This window comes from Acinetobacter sp. MB5, assembly GCF_003261585.1.
In the GTDB taxonomy this organism is placed as follows: domain Bacteria; phylum Pseudomonadota; class Gammaproteobacteria; order Pseudomonadales; family Moraxellaceae; genus Acinetobacter.
In genome coordinates, this window is sequence record NZ_POVU01000052.1 from 1 (window position 1) to 352 (window position 352).

1 protein-coding gene is annotated in these 352 nt (G+C 73.9%); it reads left to right on the plus strand.

Annotated elements, in window-relative coordinates:
• A partial coding sequence (locus tag C1A47_RS17560; protein WP_171294413.1) for a topoisomerase DNA-binding C4 zinc finger domain-containing protein occupies positions 1-352 on the plus strand: 352 nt, incomplete at both ends.

The window sequence follows — 352 nt, forward strand, 5'->3', positions numbered from 1 at the left end:
GCGACGTGGTCTGTGGCGGCTGCGAGGAGCGCTGGGGCCTGCCCGCGGGCGCGACCGTCACGGACGAGACCTGCGACGACTGCGGGCTCCCCCGGATCCGCGTCGAGCGCGGCGAGGTCTTCCGGATCTGTCTGGACCCCGGGTGCGAATCGCTCGCGGACGCCGTCACGGAGCGGTTCGACCGCGTCTGGGACTGTCCCGACTGCGGCGCCGACCTCCGCGTGCGAACCGCGCCGGGGCGCGTCTACCTCGGCTGCGAGGAGTACCCCGACTGCGAGACGACGTTCTCGATCCCGTCGGGGACCGTGGTCGACGACTGCCCCTGCGGGCGCCCGGTCTTCGAGACGCCGAC